Here is a 16,853-nt window from a genome sequence, read left to right as displayed (position 1 = left end):
GGGCCTGGCCTGGCATCAGCAACGTCGCATCGCCGCCGGCGAACTCGAACGGCTGCTGCTCGACGAACGCCTCGCCACCGCGCAGATGGCCCAGGACGGGCTCGGTGCCCAGCTCGACGACAGCCGCGTGGAAATCCGCGAACTCACCCAGAACAACGCCGCCCAGCAGGCCGAATTGGCTGCGCTGCGCCGCGAGGCCGAGCTGCTCGGCGTCGAGCGCAAGGCCGGTCGCGAAGCCCAGGCGGCCTGGAACGAGGAGCGTGAGCGCAAGGAGGGGGAGCTGCGCCGCCTCGACAGCGAGCGTGCCGCCCTGGCCGCCGAGTTGCGTGAACAGCAGGACTCCCACGCCCAGCGCCTGACTGACCTGCAGGCCGCCCGCGATGATCTGCGCGCCCAGTTCGCCGAGCTGGCCGGGAAGATCTTCGATGAGCGCGAGCAGCGTTTCGCCGAGACCAGCCAGCAGCGCCTGGGGCAGATGCTCGACCCGTTGAAGGAGCGCATCCAGGCCTTCGAGAAGCGTGTCGAGGAGAGTTATCAACAGGAGGCGCGCGAGCGCTTCTCCCTGGGCAAGGAGCTGGAGCGCCTGCAGCAGCTCAACCAGCGCCTGGGGGATGAAGCCACCAACCTCACCCGCGCGCTCAAGGGCCAGAAGACCCAGGGCAACTGGGGCGAGCTGGTGCTGGAACGGGTGCTGGAGCATGCCGGGCTGGAGAAGGGCCGCGAGTACCAGACCCAGGTCAGTCTGAACAGCGCCGATGGCCAGCGCTTCCAGCCCGACGTGCTGATCCAGCTGCCGGGCGACAAACAGGTGGTGGTGGACGCCAAGGTCAGCCTCACCGCCTACCAGGCGCTGATCGCCGCCGAGGACGAGACCGTCCGCGCCCAGGCGTTGAAGCAGCACGTGCTGTCCTTGCGTAATCACCTCAAGGGTCTGTCGGTGAAGGATTACCAGCGCCTGGAGGGCCTGCACAGCCTGGACTTCGTGCTGCTCTTCGTGCCCATCGAGGCCGCTTTCGCCGCCGCCTTGCAGGCCGACCCGGAGCTGTTCCAGGAAGCGTACGACCAGCACATCGTCATCGTCAGCCCGACCACCCTGCTGGCCACCCTGCGGGTCATCGACAGCCTGTGGCGCCAGGAGCGGCAGAGCCAGAACGCCCGGGAGATCGCCGAGCGCGCCGGTGCCCTCTACGACAAGTTCGTCGCCTTCGTGCAGGACCTGGACGAAATGGGCAGCCGCCTGCAGCAGCTGGACAAGGCCTATGCCGCCGCCCGCAACAAGCTGGTGGACGGGCGCGGCAACCTCGTCAGCCGGGTCGAGAACATCAAGCTGTTGGGGGCCCGCGCCAGCAAGAGCCTGCCCACCGACCTGCTCGAGCGCGCGGCAGGGCTGCCGCTGCTGGATGAGCTGGACGAGTGATGCCCCGTTTAGGGCCCAGGTGGTGGCCCTCGTTCCTCGGTGCCGGCCTGCAGGTCAGGCGCCCGCTTCCGCCGCTGCACGTTGGGCTGCCGGTGAGCGCTCCAGGTAACTCAGTGCCACTGACAGATCGCCTTCGGTACGCGGGTGGAAACCCGGTTCGTAATAGCGCAGCACCGCGCGGCCGATGCTGGCGGGCGTGGGCAGCGTGTCGCGGGCGCCCAGGCGGCGCCAGTGGCGGAGGAAGCCGGCGCGCTTGCGGGTGGCCGGGTCCTGGCGCATCAGGCTGGCGGAGCCGACGCTGAACAGGGTGATCAGCGCGATGCACGCCACCACCATGTAGAACCCCCGCGCCAGCAGGCTGCCGCCCAGGTGCACATGCAGGTCATGGGCGACGCAGCGGTGCTCCACTTCCTCGGCACCGTGCCAGCGCAGCAGGTCGAGCATCACCGGGTCGGCTTGGTCGAGGGAGCGGGTGGTGATGATCCAGTTGCCCAGCACGCAGGTGAAATGCTCCACGGCGGCGATCAGGCCGACGCGCTGGCGCAGCCACCAGGGTTGCAGCCAGCGGCTCAGGCGGTGTTCGCCCAGCGGGTGGTCGCAGAGCACCTTGTCGAATAGGCGGTAGATGCCGGCGGTGACCGGCGTCGGGTCCAGCCCGTGGCGTTCCAGGTAGGGTTTCAAGGCGCTGTCATGGGCACGGGCGTGTTGCGCCTCCTGGCGCACGAAGCCGCGCACGTCCTCGGCCAGCAGCGGATCGGTCACCTGCGGCAGGGCCTTGTTGTAGACCCGGCAGAACCAGAACTCCCCGGCCGGCAGGATCAGGTGCAGGCTGTTCATGATGTGCGAAGCCTCGGGTTCGCCCGGTACCCAGTGCAGCGGCGTGTCGGCGAAGTCGAAGCGCACCTTGCGCTGTTCGAGGCGGTGGTGCTCGGTGCTCATGAGGCTCTCCTGGCCGGTTCCTCGCGGTCGACGAATTCACGCAGCCAACCGGCCAGCCGCTGCGGCTCGGCCAGCAGTTGCCAGTGGCCGGCGCGCACTTCGCGGCGCCACAGGGTCGGCGCCCAGCGGGTCAGTTCGTCGAACAGCTGCGGGCGCACGAAGCGGTCGCGGGTGGGGATGACCAGGTGCACGGGCAGGTCGGTGTGGCGTTCACGGGGGCGGAACAGGCTGCTGATGAAATTGGCGCGGTAGAGCCTCACCCCGCGCTGGCCGTCGGTGAGCTGGGTGCTGCTGACGTGGGGCTTGGCGATGCCTTCGACGCGGCGCAGCAGGCCTGGCCAGGCGCGGGCAAGTCCCAGTTTCCAGGTGAGCTCCGGCAGCAGCGGGGTGTGGAAGAAGGCGATGTACCAGGAGCTGAGCAGTTGCCCGATCATCTGCAGGTAGGCGCCGACGCGCTTTTCCCGCAGGCGGCTGCGCATCCAGTGGCCGACGTGGTCCAGGCAGGGGCCGGAGATGCTGGTGTAGGACGCCAGCAGTGGCTGGATACGCGGCTCGGTCACCGCCTCCCAGCTCTGGATCGAGCCCCAGTCGTGGGCCACCAGGTGTACGCGGCGATCCGGGCTGAGGGCGCGCAGCACCGCTTCCAGGTCATTGGCCAGGCGCGGCAGGCGGTAGTCGCGGATGCGCGGCGGCACCTCAGATGCGCCGGCGCCACGCACGTCGTAGGCGATGATGCGGTAGTCCGCCGCCAGCTCGCGCACCAGCGGCAGCCACACCTCGTGGCTGTCCGGGTAGCCGTGCACCAACAGCAAGGTCGGCCCCTTGGCATTGCCCCACTGGTAGGTGGCCAGGCGCACGCCGTCGCCTTGCACCGTCACGCGCTGGGGTTCGAGGGTGAGGGGCGCGTTCATCGGCTCGACTCCCGGTGCGGGCAAAGGGTGGCGGGGTGCGTGGCGGGCATGGCGGATCTCCTGCGGGCCTGAATCGTTACATCATTCGATGTCATCGATTGTCGGCCAGGGATGCGGTGCTGGCCAGATGCTGGGGCGCTTTCGCCGGTGCGCCTGTTACCGCGTTACCGCTGCCCGCAAAGTACCGTGGCAGGGGGCTTGCGTGGCGTTATCCGGGTTTTGGCGGGCCCTCTGTGTTGGCAGGTCCAGCCATAGGTTGGGCCTCTGGCGGCGCTGTTGTTGGCCGTTGTGGCACGGAGATATGATCCGCCCATGAAGAATTCCCCCAGTTTCATGCAGCGCTTGCTTGCCCAGGCACCGCACATCCCCGAGCCCGTTCCCGGTGAGGAATACACGGTCGACGAGCTGGCCCGCGAGGCCGGTACCACCGTGCGCAACCTGCGTGCCTACCAGGATCGCGGGCTCTTGCCACCGCCCGAGCGCCGGGGTCGTGTGGGTATCTACAGCGGCGAGCACCTGGCGCGCCTGCGCCTGATCGGCCAGTTGCTGGAGCGTGGCTACAGCATTGCCAGCATCCGCGAGCTGTTCGAGGCCTGGGACCAGGGCCGCGACCTGGCCCATGTGCTCGGCCTGGAGCAGGCCATAGTCGGTGACTGGACCCAGCTGGAGCCCACGCCCCTGGGCTTCGACGAGGTGCAGGCGCTGTTCGGCGACGAGCTCACCGACGAGGCCATGGACATCGCCCAGGAACTGGGGCTGATCGAGTTCGCCGGGGACCACCTGCGCGTGCTCAACCCGCGCATCTTCAATGCCGGGGTGCAGTTGCACCGTTCAGGGATTCCGTTGCTGGTGCTGCTGGAGCAGTTCGCCACGATCCGCCAGCAGGTGGAGCCGGTGGCGGAGGGCATCGTGCGGATGATCGTCGATCACCTGGTCAACCCGCTGCTCAGCACCAGCCTGCCCCATGTCGCCGAACTGGAAGGCCTCAACCGTCAGTTGCTGGCGCTGCGCCCGCTGGTGGAGCAGGTGGTGGACAGCGAGCTGGCGCGCGGGCTGCAGCTCTCGGCCAACCAGGAGCTGGGTGGCCGCGTGGGCGAGCTGCTCAGGGGCTTTCTCAAGGGCTGAAGCCCGCGCCTTCAGTGCACGGGAGCGAGGATGGTGGACTGCCCGCGAAAGGCTTCCACCCGGTTGCGCCCGGCGTGCTTGGCCGCATAGAGGGCCACGTCGGCGTTACCCACCAGGGCCTCCTCGCTGATCGCCGTGCCCTGCTCGGTGGAGGCCACGCCAACGCTCACGGTGAGGTGGCCGCGCTCGGCACCGGCATGGGGCTGGTCCAGGTCCTCCACGGCCGCGCGGATGCGTTCGGCGATGGCGCAGGCGGTTTCCAGATCGGCCCCGGGCATGACCACGGTGAACTCCTCGCCGCCGAAGCGCGCGACGAAATCGCAGTGCTCGCGGATGCTTGCGCGCATCGCCTCGGCCACCTGGCGGATGCAGATGTCGCCGGCGAGGTGGCCGTAGCTGTCGTTGTAGAGCTTGAAGTGGTCGATATCCAGCATCAGCACGCCCAGGTGCTCGTGGTTGCGCGCGCAGCGGTGCCATTCACGTTTCAGGGTTTCGTCGAGGTGGCGCTTGTTGGCGATGCGGGTGAGGTCATCGGTGCGGCTGAGGATGGCCAGCTCCTGGTTGGCCAGGGCGTACTTGTGCGCCAGCACCTGGTGTTCCCAGGCCAGCTTCAAAGCCTCGTTGAAGCGGATCTGCAGGCGCCGGCCCATCTCGGCGATGAAGGGGCAGACCACCCAGGCGGAGACGGCGAGGAACATCGCCTGGGGCTCCGGGTCACGGCCGTAGGCGATGCCGAGGAAGAAGAACATGGGCACATGGAAGGCCAGGTGCGCCGGCCAGTAGGAGACGTTGCTCATGGCGACCATCACCGAGGCCAGGGCGATGCAGCCGAAGATCACGTCCTCGTAGGGCGTGCCGTAGCCCATCAGCCAGATGGCACCGACACCCCAGGCCACGCCCACGGCGCCGCACTGGCACATGGTCATCCGCGCCCAGGTCAGCGGCGGGAAGCGCTGCGGATCACGACGCCAGGCGCGCACCAGGGACAGGCGCACCACCATCAGCACCACCAGGATGGCCAGCCAGATGCACAGCCCGCGCAATGGCGCGCTGGCGTGGTAGACCCCGAACACCATGGAGCCGGAGAAGACGTTGCCGACTGCCGTCGAAGGGCTGGTGGAGAAGAGCGTGGCGACCCGTTCGGCGAGGTAGTCCTCGGCCGGGCGCTCGGGAAGGTGGGGCGGCACCGGGCCCGACCCACTGGAAAGATTCATTGCGAAGACTCCTGTCTCTACGGCGTGGCGGCAGGTGCGCCAGGCACTCCTTATACCGGGCCGCGTCGCCGAGGTGAACAGCGGCATCTCGACGGCTGCGCGGATGGCAGAAGTCTAGACGCTGGACGGTGACGGATACGCCATCGACAGGGGCGTGGAATCAGGCCGGGGAATCCGGCCCATCAGGTCTGTCGGGATGCTCCCGACTCACCACGACGAATTTCCGGAGGCGCAGCGCGAGCCGCTCAGCGCAGCACCAGGTGCCGGCTGAGCAGGGCACGCAGGGCGGCGGGCTTGACCGGCTTGGCTAGGTAGTCGAGGCCGGCGGCGTGGACTTCGGCGATCAGCTCGGCGCGGGCGTCGGCACTGATCACCACGCCCGGCACCGGTGCGCCGAGGCGGGTGCGCAGCCAGGCCATCAGCTCGGTGCCGGTCTCGCCCTCATCCAGGTGGTAGTCCACCAGTGCCAGTTGCGGGCGCACGTCCTCGGCCAGCAGGTGTTCGCACTCCAGGCGGTTGCGAGCCGTCCACACCTGACAGCCCCAGCGCGAGAGCAGGCTGTGCATGCCGGTGAGGATGCTGTCTTCGTTGTCAATGCACAGCACCTGGGTGCCATCCAGGGCGTGGCCGTTGGCTTCCTTCTGCGGCACGACGGGGGCCGGTGCCGGGGTGCGCGCCAGGGGCACGCTGACGCTGAAGACGCTGCCCTTGCCCGGCCAGGAGCGGACTTCCAGGTGGTGGCCGAGCACGCGGCAGAGCCCGTCGGCGATGGCCAGGCCCAGGCCCAGGCCTTTCTCGGCGCGGGTCTGGTGGCTGTCCAGGCGCTTGAACTCTTCGAATATCACCTTGCGCTTGTCTTCGGGGATGCCCGGGCCGCGGTCCCAGACCTCCAGGCGCAGCAGGCCACCTTCGCGGCGCACGCCCAGCAGCACATGGCCCTTGGCGTAGCGGAAGGCGTTGGTGAGGAAGTTCTGCAGCACCCGGCGCAGCAGCTTCATGTCGCTCTCGATGCGCAGCTTGCTGCCGCTGACGCGGAAGTCCACGCCCTGCTCCTGGGCCAGGGCCTTGAACTCGGCACCGAGGGCGTCGTACAGCGCGGCCAGGGGGAAGGCGGCGCGGTCGGGGGTGATACGCCCGCTTTCCAGGCGCGAGATGTCCAGCAGGTCGGTGATCAGGTCTTCCGCCGAGCGCAGGGAGCTGTCGAGGTGGCCCACCAGCTCGCGGGATTCCGGCGGCAGCGCGTCCTGCTGGTGGGCGAGGGCGGCGGAGAACAGCCGCGCGGCGTTGAGCGGCTGCATCAGGTCGTGGCTGACGGCGGCGAGGAAGCGCGTCTTCGATTGGTTGGCCGCTTCGGCGGTGCCTTTGGCCTCGATCAGCGCCTGGTTGAGCTGGGACAGTTCGAGGGTGCGTTCGGTGACCCGTTGCTCCAGCCCCTCGTTGGCGTCCTTGAGGGCCTTTTCCCCTTCGCGGAACGCGGTGATGTCGGTGAAGCTCATGACGAAGCCGCCGCCCGGCATGGGGTTGCCGATTAGCTCGATGACCCGGCCATTGGGGAACAGGCGCTCGGAGGTGTGGGCGTTGCCCTGGCGCATCCAGAACAGCCGGCGCGAGACGTGGGCCTCGGCGTCGCCCGGCCCGCACAGGCCGCGCTCGGCGTTGTAGCGGATGATGTCGGCGATGGGCCGGCCGACGCTGATCAGCCCGTCCGGGTAGTCGAAGAGTTCCAGGTAGCGGCGGTTCCAGGCCACCAGGCGCAGGGACTGGTCGACCACGCTGATGCCCTGGGTGATGTTCTCGATGGCCCCTTGCAGCAGGGCGCGGTTGAACTGCAGCACCTCGGAGGCTTCGTCGACGATGCGCACGACGTCCTCCACCTGCATCTCGCGGCCCTCGATGGCGGCCTTCACCACCGCGCGGGCGGAGGAGGCGCCGAGCACGCCGGCGAGCAGGCGCTCGGTGTGGGTGATCCAGTCCTGGTTGGCGTTCTGCACCGGGTTGAAGCTGGTGCCCTGGCGGTAGGCGAAGCGCACGAAGCTCTGCCGCGCACGCTCCTCGCCGACGAAGCGGGCCGCCAGCATCAGCAGGTCTTCCACCTGCACCGCCAGCAGCGAACGGTTGCTCGGCCGCGCCGAAACGATCTGGCCGATGAAGCGGCTGGCCTGCCAGTGCTCGGACACCCGGGTGCGGGAGAACACCGAGACCCAGGCGAACAGCAGCCAGTTGCCGGCCAGGGACAGCACCACGCCCTGGGTTTGCGGGTCGATGGGCAGGTTCAGCGGGTTGGCCATCAGCCCGGCGAGACCGGGGAAGGCCTCCAGCGGCCAGCCGAGTCCCCGGGCAACCTGCGGCAGCACCAGGGTGTAGGCCCAGAGCAGGGCGCCGGTGGCCAGCCCGGCGAACACGCCGCGTCGGTTGGCCTGCTTCCAGTAGAGGGCACCGGCCATGGCCGGGCCGAGCTGGGCGATGGCGGCGAAGGCGATCTGGCCGATGGTGGCGAGGCTCGCGGTGGAGCCCAGCAGGCGGTAGCTGACATAGCCGAGGAGGATGATCACCACGATGCTGACCCGGCGCACCGAGAGCATCCAGTGGCGGAACACCTCGAAGGGGCGCTCGGCGCTCTGCCGGCGCAGCAGCCAGGGCAGCAGCATGTCGTTGGAGACCATGGTCGAGAGCGCCACGGCTTCGACGATGACCATGCCGGTGGCGGCCGAGGCGCCGCCGATGAAGGCCAGCAGGGCGAGGGACGGATGGGCTTCGGCCAGGGGCAGGCTGATGACGAAGGAGTCGGGCATCACGCCGGCGGGCAGCAGCATCTTGCCGGCCAGGGCGATGGGCACCACGAACAGCGCCGCCAGCCCCAGGTAGAGCGGGAACACCCAGCGCGCGGTGCGCAGGTCACGGGGCTCGATGTTTTCCACCACCGCGACATGGAACTGCCGGGGCAGGCAGACGAACGCCACCATCGCCACGCCGGTCTGCACGATCAGGGTCGGCCAGTCCACCGGCTGCAACCAGAAACTCTCCAGGTGGGTGGCCTGCATGGCGCGCAGGGTCAGGTCGTCGAAGCCATCGAACAGGCTGAAGCTGACGAAGATGCCGACGGCGAGGAAGGCCAGCAGCTTGATCAGCGACTCGAACGAGATGGCCAGCACCATGCCGCGGTGGTGTTCGGTGGCGTCGAGGTTGCGGGTGCCGAAGAGGATGGTGAACAGCGCCAGCACCAGGGACACGATGAGCGCGGTGTCCTGGGCGCGGGTACCGGTGGATTCGGCGCCGGAGCCGATCAGCAGGTTGACGCCGAGGACGATGCCCTTGAGCTGCAGGGCGATGTAGGGCAGCACGCTGACCAGGCAGATCAGCGCCACCACCACCGCCAGGGCCTGGGATTTGCCATAGCGGGCGGCGATGAAGTCGGCGATGGAGGTGATGTTCTCCTGCTTGCTGATCAGCACCATCTTCTGCAGCACCCAGGGGGCGAAGACCATCAGCAGGATGGGGCCGAGGTAGATCGGCAAAAAGGCCCAGAGCTGGCCGGCGGCCTGGCCCACGGCGCCGAAGAAGGTCCAGCTGGTGCAGTACACCGCCAGCGACAGGCTGTAGACCAGGGCGCGCCCCTTCGGCGGCATGGGTGCGCGACGGCGGTCGCCATAGAAGGCGATGGCGAACAGCACGGCCATATAGAGAAGGGCGACCGCGGCGATCAGCCCGCTGGACAACGACATGCAGACTCCGAAGTGAAAGCGGCGGACGGATGCGCCCGCCTGTGTCTCGATGCGGCAGTTTCGCACCAAAGCCGGTTGTCCGTCAGGCAGCTGCGACCAAGGTCGCAGGCGGGGTTGAGCGCTGCTGGCGGGGCTGCTAGCGTGGCAACCTTGCCGGCGGACTTCCTATCGTCCAGGCCGGCGCCCTGCAGGGCACTTCCGGGTGCCCGGACGCTCTGATCAGCAGGGGTCTTTCGCCTGAGGAGGCGCAGATGTTCAATCCGCAACCGGTCATCCTGCAGCGTGGCGCCTTGCGCCTGGAACCGCTGACTGAGGCCGACATCACCGAGCTCTCGGCCCTCGCTGAAGCCAACCGCGACGAGCTGGTCTACATGAGCGGCCCGCTGCGCCCGGACTGGTACCGCCAGGGCCTGGCCCAGCAGCGCGAAGGCCTGGCCGTGGTGTTCGCCATCCGCCTGGGCGACCGCCTGGTGGGCACCAGCCGTTTCGCGGATTTCATACCTGCGCTGCCGGCGGTGGAGATCGGCTGGACCTGGCTGGCCCGCAGCGAGCACGCCAGCGGCCTCAACGCTTCGATCAAATACCTGATGCTGCGCCACGCCTTCGAGGAGTGGCAGGTGGTGCGGGTGCAACTGAAGACCGCCGGCAGCAACCTGCGCTCGCAAAAGGCCATCGAGAAGCTCGGTGCACAGCGCGAAGGGGTGCTGCGCAACAACCGCCGCCTGGCCGATGGGCGCCTCGACGACAGCGTGCTCTACAGCATCACCGACCGTGAATGGCCGGCGGTGAAGCTGGCCCTGGAAGCTTCCTTCGGCAACTGAACATGAGTGGCATCGGCGGCGAACAGACGCATTTCTGGCAGGCCGGCGAACTCGGCGGTGTCGAGTTGCTGCATGCACGCTACATCGAGCAGCGTTTCGCGCCCCATGTGCACGAGGGCTACGTCTTTACCGTGATCGAGTCCGGCGCCCAGCGTTTCCGCCACCGTGGCAGCGACCACCTGGCGGAGCAGGGCAGCATGGTGCTGATCAACCCCGACGAACTCCACACCGGCTCCAAGGCCCACGAGGAAGGCTGGCGCTATCGCGGTTTCTACCCCGACCTGCAACGGGTGACCGAGGTGCTGGAGGAGCTGGATATCTCCATGGGCGGCCTGCCCACCTTCGCTGACAGCGTGCTGCATGACCCCGAGGTGACCCACCGCTTCCTCGCCCTGCACCGTTTGCTGGAGCAGGGCGCCACGGCGCTGGAGCAGCAGATGGCCTGGCGCGAAGCGGTGCTGCTGCTGTTTCAACGCTACGCACGCATCGGCGCACCCCGTGCCGTCGGGCATGAGCCCCAGGCGGTGACCCTTGCCCGCGAGCTGTTGGCTTCGCGCCTGGCCGAACCGCCGTCCCTGGAGGAACTGGCCGCAGCGGTGGGGCTCTCGCCCTTCCACTTCGCCCGGGTGTTCCGCCGGGCCACCGGGTTGCCGCCGCATTCCTGGCTCAAGCAGCGTCGCCTGGAGCAGGCGCGGGCATTGCTGCGCGAGGGCTGCGCGCCGCTGTCGGTGGCCATGCAATTGGGCTTCGCCGACCAGAGCCATTTGAGCCGGCAGTTCAAGCAGGCCTATGGCGTGGCGCCGGGTGAATACCGCAGCGCCTGCGCAAGATCGTTCAAGACTCACTGAAACGCCTCTTCTAAGCTGCGCGGACAAGGAGAACCCATGTCCCGCTCAACCGAATTCCTCCGCGCCTGGCGCGATATGGTGCCGATGCTCATCGGCGCCGTGCCCTTCGGCATCATCTTCGGCACCCTCGCCGCCGGCGCCGGGCTCAGTGCCTGGCAGACCCTCGGCATGTCGTTGCTGGTGTTCGCCGGCTCCGCCCAGTTCATCGCCATCACCCTGCTCGGTGGTGGCGCGGGCATCGCGGTGGTGCTGCTCACCACCCTGGTGGTCAACCTGCGCCACGCCCTGTACAGCGCCAGCCTGCAGCCCTTCGTCAGCCACCTGCCCAAGCGTTGGCGCATGCCCCTGGCCTTCTGGCTCACCGACGAGGCCTTCGCCGTGGTGCAGCACCGCTACGCGGAGGCGGACGCTTCGCCACACAAGCACTGGTACTTCCTCGGCGCAGCGCTGGCCATGTACCTCAACTGGCAGCTGTGCACCCTGGTCGGCGTGGTGTTCGGCCAGGCCGTGCCTAACCTGGCCGCCTGGGGGCTGGATTTCGCCATGCTGGCGACCTTCATCGGCATCGTCGTGCCCATGCTGCGCAACCGCCCGCAGGTGGCGGCGGCGCTGGTGGCCGGCGCGGTGGCGCTGTTGTGCCACGGGTTGCCCTACAAGCTGGGGCTGATGGCGGCGGCCCTTAGCGGCATCGTCGTCGGCATCGTGCTGGAGCGCCGCTATCGGCTCGGCCAGCTGGAGGAGGTGCTCTGATGGAAACCTGGCTGCTGATCCTCGGCATGACCGCGATCACCTTCTCGATCCGCTACAGCCTGTTCGCCTGGCCCGACCTGCGCTTCCCGCCCGTGGTGCGCCAGGGCCTGCACTACGTGCCCACGGCCGTGCTCACCGCCATCGTGGTGCCGGGCATGGTGATGCCCGATGGCGTCCACGCCGCGCTGGCGCTGGATAACGCCTACCTGCTGGGGGGGCTGGGCTGCATCCTCATCGCCGCCGTCACCCGCCACCTGCTGGCGACCATCCTCGGCGGCCTGCTGCTGTTCTTCGCCTTGCGCTGGGGGCTGGGGCAGTTGCCCATCTGAGGGAAGAGGGCGCCGTGAAAGGCGCCCTTTTTGCGTGGGGATTCGGCATTTTTCGTCTCAAAGTGTGGCCTGGAGCTGGCCAGTTGCTGTCAAATCAGCGACGTGCTTCGTGCACCGGCTTTACCCCAGCCATTACCCAGGTACCAAGGAAGATGAGCCAACATTCGCAATTCGCCCTGCTGGGCAAGCGACGTTTCCTGCCGTTCTTCGTGACCCAGCTGCTCGGCGCCTTCAACGACAACATCTTCAAGCAGTCGCTGATCCTCGCCATCCTCTACAAGCTGGCGATCTCTGGTGACAAGACGGTCTACGTCAACCTGTGCGCCCTGCTGTTCATCCTGCCGTTCTTCCTCTTCTCCGCCCTCGGCGGGCAGTTCGGCGAGAAGTTCGCCAAGGACTCGCTGATCCGTGCGATCAAGGCGGCCGAGGTGGGGATCATGGCGGTGGGCGCCCTGGGCTTCTACCTCGACAACCTCTGGTTGCTGCTGGCGGCGCTGTTCGCCATGGGCACCCATTCGGCACTGTTCGGCCCGGTGAAGTACTCGATCCTGCCCCAGGCGCTGCGTGAGAACGAGCTGGTGGGCGGCAACGCCCTGGTGGAGATGGGCACCTTCCTGGCCATCCTCGCCGGCACCATCGGTGCCGGGATCATGATGTCCGCCGAGCGCTACGAGCCCATAGTCGCCGCCGCCATCCTGATCACCGCTTCCCTCGGCTACCTGGCCAGCCGCGGCATCCCCCGCGCTGCGGCAGCGATGCCGGAGCTGAAGCTCGACTGGAATATCTTCAGCCAGTCCTGGCGCATCCTGCAGCTGGGCCTCGGCCAGCGTCCCTCGGTGTCGCGCTCGCTGGTGGGCAACTCCTGGTTCTGGTTCCTCGGTGCGGTGTACCTGACGCAGATTCCCGCCTATTCGAAGGACCTGCTGTTCGGTGACGAGAGCGTGGTGACGCTGATCCTCACCGTGTTCTCGGTGGGTATCGCCATGGGTTCGATGCTCTGCGAGCGCCTCTCCGGCGGCAAGGTGGAGGTGGGCCTGGTGCCCTTCGGCTCCATCGGCCTGACCGTCTTCGGCATCCTGCTCTGGTGGCATTCGGGCGGCTTCCCCCAAGGCGCTGCGCCCCATGACTGGCTGGCGGTGATCAGCGTGCCCCAGGCCTGGCTGATCCTCGCCGACATCTTCGGCATCGGCCTGTTCGGCGGCTTCTACATCGTGCCGCTGTATGCGCTGATCCAGTCGCGTACCGCGGAGAACGAGCGGGCGCGGGTAATCGCTGCCAACAACATCCTCAACGCATTGTTCATGGTGGTTTCGGCCATCGCCTCGATCCTGTTCCTCAGCGTCGCCGGGCTGTCGATTCCGCAGCTGTTCCTGGTGGTGTCGCTGATGAACATCGCGGTGAACAGCTACATCTTCAAGATCGTCCCCGAATTCAGCATGCGCTTCCTCATCTGGCTGCTGGGGCACTCGATGTACCGCGTCGAGCACAAGGGCCTGGAGGCTATTCCGGACGAGGGCGCCGCGCTGCTGGTGTGCAACCACGTGTCCTTCGTCGATGCCCTGCTGATCGGTGGTGCGGTACGGCGGCCGGTGCGTTTCGTCATGTACTACAAGATCTACAACCTGCCGGTGCTCAACTTCATCTTCCGCACGGCGGGCACGGTGCCCATCGCCGGGCGCAACGAGGACCTGCTGGTCTATGACCGCGCCTTCAAGAAGATCTCCGAGTACCTGCGTGCAGGGGAGGTGGTGTGCATCTTCCCGGAAGGCAAGCTGACCACCGACGGCGAGATGAACGAGTTCAAGAACGGCGTCGAGCGCATCCTCGAGGAGAACCCGGTCCAGGTGATTCCGATGGCGCTGCAGGGGCTGTGGGGCAGCTTCTTCAGCCGTGACCCGGGCAAGGGCCTGTTCAAGCGCTTCTGGTCGCGGATCAACCTGGTGGCCGGCCAGCCGCTGGCGCCGGAAGGTGTCGACCGCCTGAGCCTGCAGGCTTCGGTGGCGGCCTTGCGCGGCGACCAGCGCTAGGTGCTGCAGGCATGAAAAAGCCCGCCATATCGGCGGGCTTTTTGTGGGCGGCGGCTTCGTCAGGGCACTCAGGTGCTCAGCTTCAGCCCGATCAGCCCGCAGAGGATCAGCGCCACGCTGGCCAGGCGCATGAGCGCCACGGATTCGCCGAAGAGAATGACGCCGGCGATCACCGTGCCGATGGCGCCGATGCCGGTCCAGATCGCGTAGGCGGTACCCAGCGGCAGGTGCTTCATGGCCAGGCCCAGCAGGCCGAGGCTGATGGCCATGGCCAATACGGTGAGCGCGGTGGGGATGGGGCGGGTGAAGCCCTCGGTGTATTTCAGGCCGACGGCCCAACCGACTTCGAACAGGCCGGCGAAGAACAGGATGATCCAGGACATGGTGACCTCCAAAGGTACGACTGATTGGATCGGGGCCGTCCCCGGAATGGTCACTCGGCGAGTGGCAGGGCCGTCCCTGCACTGCGCAGTATTTTGCACATTCTGGCCGCCTGGACAAGTTGTGGAGGATAGACGGCCTGACGGACGTCAGTTGACCGGCTTGTCGGATTCATCCTTCATGCGCCGGAACACCGTGGCCAGCAGCGAGCCCGAGAGGTTGTGCCAGACGCTGAACAACGCGCTGGGCACCGCCGCCAGGGGCGAGAAGTGGGCGCTGGCCAGGGCGGCGCCGAGACCGGAGTTCTGCATGCCCACTTCGAGGGCCAGGGATTTGCGCTGGGGCAGCGGCAGGCCGAAGAGCTTGCCGGTGGCATAGCCGAGCAGGAAGCCGAAGCCGTTGTGCAGGACCACCACGGCCATGATCAGCAGGCCCGATTCGGCGATCTTCGCCTGGCTGGCGGCGACCACCGCGGCAATGATGATGACGATGCTCGCCACCGACACCAGGGGCAGGGCATCCACCAAGTGGCGTACCCGTGCACCGAGCAGGCGCTGGGCGATCAGGCCGAGGACGATGGGTAGCAGCACCACCTGCAGGATCGACCAGAACAGTGCGCCGAAGGACACCGGCAGCCAGGCCGAGGCGAGCAGCCAGATCAGTGCGGGGGTCAGCAGCGGGGCGAGCAGGGTGGTGACAGCGGCGATGGCCACCGACAGGGCCAGGTCGCCGCGGGACAGCCAGGTCATCACGTTGGAGGCGGTGCCGCTGGGGCAGCAGCCGACCAGGATCACGCCAACGGCGATTTCCGGTGGCAGGCGCAGCAACTGGCAGAGCAGCCAGGCCACGCCCGGCATGATCACGAAATGCGCGACCACACCCAGCAGCACGCGCCACGGGTGGCGGGCGACCTCGGCGAAGTCTTCGAGCCTGAGGGTCAGGCCCATTCCGAACATCACCAGGCCGAGCAGCGGCACGATGGCGATGGACAAGGGCAGGAAGGCCTGGGGAACGAAATAGGCCAGGACGGCGAAGAGCAGCACCCATAGGGCGAAGGTATTGCCGACGAAGCGGCTCAGGGCGGCCAGTGCGCGCATGGGGATCACTCGTCAGGAGGCGCCCGGCCGAGCGGCCGGGCGAGGGGGCGTCAGATACCTTGCGGGATCTCTTCGCCGCCGAGGGCGTCGATCAGCTGGGGCAGGAACTCCACCAGGGTCAGCATCATCAGGGTGAAGCTGGCGTCGAGCTGGCTCAGGGCATCTTCGCCACCGTCCTGCTCGGCCTTGTCCTGCAGCAGGTCTTCGAAGCGCAGGCGCTTGACCACCAGCTTGTCGTCGAGGATGAAGGACAGCTTGTCTTGCCAGGCCAGGGACAGCTGGGTGACCAGCTTGCCGGAGGACAGGTGCAGCTGGATCTCGTCGCTGGTCAGGTCCTGGCGCTTGCAGCGCACCACGCCGCCGTCTTCGTCGGTGTCGCGCAGTTCGCACTCATCGAGCACGTAGAAGTCCTTGGCGGCTTCCTGGGTCTTGACCCACTCGGTGAGGGTGGCGGTGGGGGCGATCTTCACCGAGACCGGGCGTACCGGCAGGGAGCCGATGGCCTCGCGCAGGGTGGAAAGCAGGTCTTCGGCGCGCTTCGGGCTGGAGGCATCGACCAGGATCAGGCCCTGGGCCGGAGCGATGGCGGCGAAGGTGGCGGACTTGCGGATGAAGGCACGGGGCAGGAAGGTCTGGACGATCTCGTCCTTGAGCTGGTCGCGCTCCTTCTTGTAGACCTTGCGCATCTGTTCGGCCTCGATCTCGTCGACCTTCTCCTTCAGGGCGTCACGCACCACGCTGCCGGGGAGGATGCGCTCTTCCTTGCGCGCGGCCAACAGCAGGAAGCCTTCGCTGGAGTGGACCAGGGGCGCGTCGGGGCCTTTGCCGAAGGGCGCGATGAAACCGTAGGTGGTCAGTTCCTGGCTGGCGCAGGAGCGAGCCGGCTTGGTGGCCAGGGCGGCTTCCAGGGCCTCGATGTCGAAGGGCACATCCTGGGTGAGGCGGTAGACGAGAAGGTTACGGAACCACATGGGGAAATTCTCTCCGGACACAAAGCGCGCATTATTCTCCCCCGGAGCACTCAGGCCAACCCTGAGCTAAGCCTTTGGAACGGCTAGCAAAATTTTTTTCAAAAGGGGCTTGCCAGGGTAGGGATACCACTCTAGAATGCGCCCCACTTCGAGAGTGAAGGGTGATTAGCTCAGCCGGGAGAGCATCTGCCTTACAAGCAGAGGGTCGGCGGTTCGATCCCGTCATCACCCACCAATCTTGCAGTAACGCGCAGCGGTAGTTCAGTCGGTTAGAATACCGGCCTGTCACGCCGGGGGTCGC

14 protein-coding genes and 1 tRNA gene are annotated in these 16,853 nt (G+C 67.4%); 8 read left to right on the top strand and 7 right to left on the bottom strand.

The window, feature by feature from the left end; genetic code table 11:
- Positions 1–55: 55 nt before the first annotated feature.
- Positions 56–1,417 (top strand): DNA recombination protein RmuC, encoded by a 1,362-nt coding sequence (gene rmuC / locus OEJ36_RS00075; protein WP_263400163.1) that lies wholly within the window; start codon positions 56–58, stop codon positions 1,415–1,417.
- 54 nt (positions 1,418–1,471) lie between these two features.
- Here the strand turns inward: rmuC and OEJ36_RS00070 are convergent, their stop codons facing one another.
- Together OEJ36_RS00070 and OEJ36_RS00065 are read right to left on the bottom strand one after the other, a co-directional pair.
- Positions 1,472–2,356: a metal-dependent hydrolase gene (locus OEJ36_RS00070; protein ID WP_263399908.1), complete on the bottom strand. Its 885-nt coding sequence runs from the start codon at positions 2,354–2,356 to the stop codon at positions 1,472–1,474.
- The gene (locus OEJ36_RS00065; protein WP_184487759.1) at positions 2,353–3,267 is read right to left on the bottom strand and encodes an alpha/beta fold hydrolase; all 915 of its coding nucleotides are present in this window, start codon (positions 3,265–3,267) and stop codon (positions 2,353–2,355) included. Before OEJ36_RS00065 ends, OEJ36_RS00070 begins: the two co-directional genes overlap by 4 nt.
- 312 nt (positions 3,268–3,579) lie before the next feature.
- Between OEJ36_RS00065 and OEJ36_RS00060 the strand changes: the two genes are divergently transcribed.
- Positions 3,580–4,392, top strand: a complete 813-nt coding sequence (locus tag OEJ36_RS00060; RefSeq protein WP_184487760.1) for a MerR family transcriptional regulator — start codon at positions 3,580–3,582, stop codon at positions 4,390–4,392.
- An 11-nt stretch (positions 4,393–4,403) separates the two neighbouring features.
- Here OEJ36_RS00060 and OEJ36_RS00055 read toward each other — a convergent pair whose 3' ends face one another.
- A complete protein-coding gene (locus OEJ36_RS00055) occupies positions 4,404–5,606 on the bottom strand; it encodes a GGDEF domain-containing protein (protein WP_263399907.1) in 1,203 nt (400 codons plus the stop codon).
- Positions 5,607–5,851: 245 nt separating this feature from the next.
- Complete coding sequence (locus tag OEJ36_RS00050) at positions 5,852–9,328, bottom strand: NahK/ErcS family hybrid sensor histidine kinase/response regulator (protein WP_184487762.1); 3,477 nt, start codon at positions 9,326–9,328, stop codon at positions 5,852–5,854.
- Positions 9,329–9,579: 251 nt separating this feature from the next.
- Here OEJ36_RS00050 and OEJ36_RS00045 point away from each other — a divergent pair, with 251 nt between their 5' ends.
- From OEJ36_RS00045 to OEJ36_RS00025, 5 genes are all read left to right on the top strand, one after another.
- Complete coding sequence (locus tag OEJ36_RS00045; protein ID WP_263399906.1) at positions 9,580–10,149, top strand: GNAT family N-acetyltransferase; 570 nt, start codon at positions 9,580–9,582, stop codon at positions 10,147–10,149.
- A gap of 2 nt (positions 10,150–10,151) precedes the next feature.
- The gene (locus OEJ36_RS00040; RefSeq protein ID WP_263399905.1) at positions 10,152–10,997 is read left to right on the top strand and encodes an AraC family transcriptional regulator; all 846 of its coding nucleotides are present in this window, start codon (positions 10,152–10,154) and stop codon (positions 10,995–10,997) included.
- Between the two features lie 36 nt (positions 10,998–11,033).
- A complete protein-coding gene (locus OEJ36_RS00035) occupies positions 11,034–11,747 on the top strand; it encodes an AzlC family ABC transporter permease (RefSeq protein ID WP_263399904.1) in 714 nt (237 codons plus the stop codon).
- Entirely contained in the window at positions 11,747–12,076 is a 330-nt protein-coding gene (locus tag OEJ36_RS00030) for an AzlD domain-containing protein (protein WP_021221385.1), read from the top strand. The genes OEJ36_RS00035 and OEJ36_RS00030 overlap by 1 nt, the downstream gene beginning before the upstream one ends.
- A gap of 152 nt (positions 12,077–12,228) precedes the next feature.
- Positions 12,229–14,103, top strand: a complete 1,875-nt coding sequence (locus OEJ36_RS00025; RefSeq protein WP_263399903.1) for an MFS transporter — start codon at positions 12,229–12,231, stop codon at positions 14,101–14,103.
- Between the two features lie 68 nt (positions 14,104–14,171).
- Here OEJ36_RS00025 and sugE read toward each other — a convergent pair whose 3' ends face one another.
- The 3 genes from sugE to rdgC form a co-directional block, all read right to left on the bottom strand.
- Positions 14,172–14,486: a quaternary ammonium compound efflux SMR transporter SugE gene (gene sugE / locus OEJ36_RS00020; RefSeq protein WP_021221383.1), complete on the bottom strand. Its 315-nt coding sequence runs from the start codon at positions 14,484–14,486 to the stop codon at positions 14,172–14,174.
- Positions 14,487–14,633: 147 nt separating this feature from the next.
- The gene (locus tag OEJ36_RS00015) at positions 14,634–15,581 is read right to left on the bottom strand and encodes a bile acid:sodium symporter family protein (RefSeq protein WP_263399902.1); all 948 of its coding nucleotides are present in this window, start codon (positions 15,579–15,581) and stop codon (positions 14,634–14,636) included.
- Between the two features lie 50 nt (positions 15,582–15,631).
- Positions 15,632–16,552, bottom strand: coding sequence for a recombination-associated protein RdgC (rdgC, locus tag OEJ36_RS00010; protein WP_263399901.1), 921 nt, complete (start codon positions 16,550–16,552; stop codon positions 15,632–15,634).
- A gap of 159 nt (positions 16,553–16,711) precedes the next feature.
- Between rdgC and OEJ36_RS00005 the strand changes: the two genes are divergently transcribed.
- Positions 16,712–16,787: transfer RNA gene (locus tag OEJ36_RS00005), tRNA-Val, on the top strand.
- Positions 16,788–16,853: the final 66 nt, after the last annotated feature.

Source organism: Pseudomonas sp. PDM13 (assembly GCF_025685765.1).
GTDB classification, from domain to species: Bacteria; Pseudomonadota; Gammaproteobacteria; order Pseudomonadales; family Pseudomonadaceae; genus Metapseudomonas; species Metapseudomonas solani.
Note: the sequence above shows the minus strand (reverse complement) of the source record. Positions and strands in the feature narration are given on the sequence as shown.

Bases quoted from the DNA above. Each gene is read 5' to 3' on its own strand.
- OEJ36_RS00060 (WP_184487760.1), top strand. From the start codon at position 3,580: ATGAAGAATTCCCCCAGTTTCATGCAGCGCTTGCTTGCCCAGGCACCG.
- OEJ36_RS00015 (WP_263399902.1), bottom strand. From the start codon at position 15,581: ATGCGCGCACTGGCCGCCCTGAGCCGCTTCGTCGGCAATACCTTCGCC.
- OEJ36_RS00045 (WP_263399906.1), top strand. From the start codon at position 9,580: ATGTTCAATCCGCAACCGGTCATCCTGCAGCGTGGCGCCTTGCGCCTG.
- OEJ36_RS00070 (WP_263399908.1), bottom strand. From the start codon at position 2,356: ATGAGCACCGAGCACCACCGCCTCGAACAGCGCAAGGTGCGCTTCGAC.
- OEJ36_RS00065 (WP_184487759.1), bottom strand. From the start codon at position 3,267: ATGAACGCGCCCCTCACCCTCGAACCCCAGCGCGTGACGGTGCAAGGC.
- OEJ36_RS00055 (WP_263399907.1), bottom strand. From the start codon at position 5,606: ATGAATCTTTCCAGTGGGTCGGGCCCGGTGCCGCCCCACCTTCCCGAG.
- OEJ36_RS00025 (WP_263399903.1), top strand. From the start codon at position 12,229: ATGAGCCAACATTCGCAATTCGCCCTGCTGGGCAAGCGACGTTTCCTG.
- rdgC (WP_263399901.1), bottom strand. From the start codon at position 16,552: ATGTGGTTCCGTAACCTTCTCGTCTACCGCCTCACCCAGGATGTGCCC.
- OEJ36_RS00040 (WP_263399905.1), top strand. From the start codon at position 10,152: ATGAGTGGCATCGGCGGCGAACAGACGCATTTCTGGCAGGCCGGCGAA.
- OEJ36_RS00035 (WP_263399904.1), top strand. From the start codon at position 11,034: ATGTCCCGCTCAACCGAATTCCTCCGCGCCTGGCGCGATATGGTGCCG.
- OEJ36_RS00030 (WP_021221385.1), top strand. From the start codon at position 11,747: ATGGAAACCTGGCTGCTGATCCTCGGCATGACCGCGATCACCTTCTCG.
- OEJ36_RS00050 (WP_184487762.1), bottom strand. From the start codon at position 9,328: ATGTCGTTGTCCAGCGGGCTGATCGCCGCGGTCGCCCTTCTCTATATG.
- sugE (WP_021221383.1), bottom strand. From the start codon at position 14,486: ATGTCCTGGATCATCCTGTTCTTCGCCGGCCTGTTCGAAGTCGGTTGG.